Genomic DNA, 2573 nt, shown 5'->3' with positions numbered 1-2573 from the left:
GCGCCGTGACGCCAAGCGCGATGTCGTCGGCATCCGCCGGCGAGGCGAGGCCGTGCAGGCCCGACAACAGGTTCGAGCGCATGCGCGCATGGATCACCCGCTGGATACGGGCCATCTTCTCGTCGCGCGGCACCTCGGCGCAGAGCGACAGCCAGGCATGGCACAGAGGCGGCTGGAACAGATGCTCTTCGAAATTACCCTCGATCACCGCATCCATGCGCTCCATCGGCGTACGCGCCCGGCGAAGCCGCGCGATCACCACCTGGCACAGGACGGCATTGGCTTCGCGCATCGCGTGCTCGAACAGTTCCTGCTTGTTGCGGAAATAGTGCAGCACGATGCCTTTGGAGGCACCTGCCTGGGCGGCCACTTTTTCCAGGGTCGCGCCGGCAATGCCCTCGCGCTCCAGAACCACGAAGGCCGCCTGCCGCAGCTCCTTGCGGCGTATCTCACTGAGACGCTTGAGTTTCACGGGATTGGTCCATGCATTTCGAATCCACGTTGACATTTTCGTCCGCTCAGATCAAGAATTGACCCATGGGACAATAAAAAGACCAATTGGTCAATTTCACGAATGAGGAGAACCGAAATGTTGCGCATCCTTGCAAACGGCGTCTGTTTGGCCGCCCTCATGTTGGCCTCTCATGCGGCCCAGGCGGCCGAGGGCCAAGAGTGCAGGACGGTCCGTATGGCCGAACCCGGCTGGAACGACCTTGCCTTCACCACGGGGGTCGCCAACATCCTGTTGGAGGCGCTCGGCTACGAGCCCCAAAGCCAGGTGCTCGGCATCAACGTCATCTACGAGGGCATGAAGAACAGGGACCTCGACCTGTTCCTGGGCTACTGGGATCCGGCCATGGTCACCTATTACGAGCCCTACAAGCAGGACGGCTCTGTCGAGAATGTGCGCGTCAATCTCGTGGGCGCCAAATACACCTTCGCCGTCCCGACCTACGCCTGGGACGCCGGCGTCAAGGACATTTCCGATCTGCATAAATTCGCCGACAAGTTCGGCAAGAAAATGTACGGTATCGAGCCCGGTTCAAACCAGTTGATGATGGACGCCATCGCCGATCCGGCCTTTGGCCTGGACGGCTGGCAGGTGGTCGAGTCCAGCGAAGCCGGCATGCTGTCGGAGGTCGGCTACGAGATCAAGGAAAAGCAGTTCATCGTCTTTCAGGGCTGGGCGCCGCATCCGATGAACACGATGTACGACTTCAAATATCTGACCGGCGGCGACAAGTTCTTCGGCCCGAATTTCGGTGCCGCAACGGTGACGACGCAGGTGCGCAAGGGCTATCTCGAGCAATGCCCGAACGTCGCGCAATTCCTCAGGAATCTCGCCTTCGACATCGATTTCGAGAATGTCGGCATGGGCTATCTGATCAATGACGGCATGAAGCCGGAGGACGGCGCGCTGAAGGCAATCACGGCCAACAAAAGCCGCCTCGACGCCTGGCTCGCCGGCGTCACCACCTTCGACGGCCAACCCGGCCTCGCCGCGGTCAAGGAAAAGCTCGGTCTGTGAGAGCGGCGGTGCTTGATGCTTTGCCGGAGCAGGGCGCCTGGGCCGGCCGCAAGCAATTCGTCACTGTCGGCGATCTCGACATCGCTTATGTCGAGATATCAGGCGCCGAGCCGGCACTGCTGTTGGTGCACGGCTTCACCGACACCAGCCGCAGTTTTTCGCTTCTGGCGCCATATCTGGCCGGCCGTCGTCTGATCATGCCGGATCTGCGCGGCCATGGCGCCTCGCAGGCCGGCAAGAACTGCGGCATCGCCGATCTTGCCGATGATACCGCCAGGCTGATTCAGAGTTTACAACTCGACCGACCGGTCGTCGTCGGCCATTCGCTGGGCGCCATGGTGGCCATCGCCTTGGCCGGGCGACACAGCGAACTGATCGGCGGCCTGGTGGTCCTGGCCGGCACGTTGAAGCCCGATTTCGCGCCGGGTCATCCGCTGGTCGCGGGCGTCGAGGCGCTGCGCGATCCGATATCGCCGGCCGATCCGTTCTATGCCTGGTGGCATGCCTGTCGTCCCGACGTGCCAGCAGCCTTTCTCGCCGGCTTGGCGCAAGAGGCCTCGGCGATACCGACCACGCGCTGGCGCGCGATTCTCGAGGAAATCCGCCGCGCCGACCTGACCGATGCTGCACGAGCCGTGCAAGCCCGGACGCTGATCATCGCCGGCGCCTGCGACCCGCTGTTCGGCGAGGCGCACCAGCAGGCGTTGCAATCCGCCCTTGCCGGAGCCGTCTTCGTTCGCGCCGAGAGCTGTGGCCACAACCCGCATTGGGAAGATCCAGGCCTCGTCGCGATGGCCATTCTCAAGGCGTTTGAAGTCTAACGCCCGACCAATGATTGCGAAGTGGGCGACAGCCGCAAGGTCTCCGTTGATTTGGTCAGGCCGAGCTGCGCGGCCTGCCAAAAATCCTGCCATGCCGACGAGGCGGCGAGGGCGGCCTGGTGGCGGGCATGCGCCTCGGTGCTGGCAAAACCCATGACGCTGATGAAGACGTTTTCATCAGCCCGTACCGGCAGGCGCGGAAAACTGTTCTCGGCATGCTCGGT

General features: G+C 62.7%; 3 protein-coding genes and 1 pseudogene. 2 read left to right on the top strand and 2 right to left on the bottom strand.

Annotated elements, in window-relative coordinates; translation table 11 throughout:
* The coding region (gene betI, locus EN750_RS28645; RefSeq protein WP_127398764.1) for a transcriptional regulator BetI at positions 1-508 on the bottom strand (508 nt) is incomplete at its 3' end.
* An 81-nt stretch (positions 509-589) separates the two neighbouring features.
* Between betI and choX the strand changes: the two genes are divergently transcribed.
* Both choX and EN750_RS28635 read left to right on the top strand, forming a co-directional pair.
* A complete protein-coding gene (choX, locus tag EN750_RS28640; RefSeq protein WP_127398763.1) occupies positions 590-1528 on the top strand; it encodes a choline ABC transporter substrate-binding protein in 939 nt (312 codons plus the stop codon).
* Positions 1529-1536: 8 nt separating this feature from the next.
* Positions 1537-2349 (top strand): alpha/beta hydrolase, encoded by an 813-nt coding sequence (locus tag EN750_RS28635; protein ID WP_127398762.1) that lies wholly within the window; start codon positions 1537-1539, stop codon positions 2347-2349.
* Here EN750_RS28635 and EN750_RS28630 read toward each other — a convergent pair.
* Positions 2346-2573 (bottom strand): annotated as a pseudogene (locus tag EN750_RS28630) (NIPSNAP family protein); the annotation flags it as partial. The gene EN750_RS28635 and the pseudogene EN750_RS28630 overlap by 4 nt on opposite strands.

Origin of the sequence: Mesorhizobium sp. M7A.F.Ca.ET.027.03.2.1 (genome assembly GCF_003999175.1) — a bacterium.
Taxonomy (GTDB): Bacteria; Pseudomonadota; Alphaproteobacteria; order Rhizobiales; family Rhizobiaceae; genus Mesorhizobium.
Note: the sequence above shows the minus strand (reverse complement) of the source record. Positions and strands in the feature narration are given on the sequence as shown.

Excerpts from the sequence above, each read along its gene's own strand:
- choX (WP_127398763.1), top strand. The coding sequence starts at position 590 with ATGTTGCGCATCCTTGCAAACGGCGTCTGTTTGGCCGCCCTCATGTTG.